General features: G+C 70.1%; 1 pseudogene. It reads right to left on the bottom strand.

What is annotated here, in order from left to right:
* Positions 1-251, bottom strand: a pseudogene (locus ACTIF2_RS27650) (cisplatin damage response ATP-dependent DNA ligase); the annotation flags it as partial.

The following is a 251-nucleotide window of genomic DNA, read 5'->3' as shown; positions in this document are numbered from 1 at the left end:
CGGAATGGAAGATGGCGGGCGTTGCGAGCACCGGGCGCTCCGCCCTTCCCTCCAGCCAGGCGAAGAGCGGCTCATAGGGCGGCGCAAGCCCGTGCCACAGCGTCTCGATCTCGGCGACATCCTTGCCCGAGAAATCGGCGAGCGCCTGCTTGGCGAGGCGGGCGGAGACGCCGATGCGCAGGCCGCCGGTCGCCAGCTTCAGGAAGGCGAAGCGGGCGGAGGGATCGAGCCGATCGAGAAGATCGCGCACG

The organism is Allobosea sp., from assembly GCF_051860145.1.
Lineage (GTDB): Bacteria > Pseudomonadota > Alphaproteobacteria > Rhizobiales > Beijerinckiaceae > Allobosea.
This window is presented reverse-complemented; position numbering and strand designations above follow the sequence as displayed.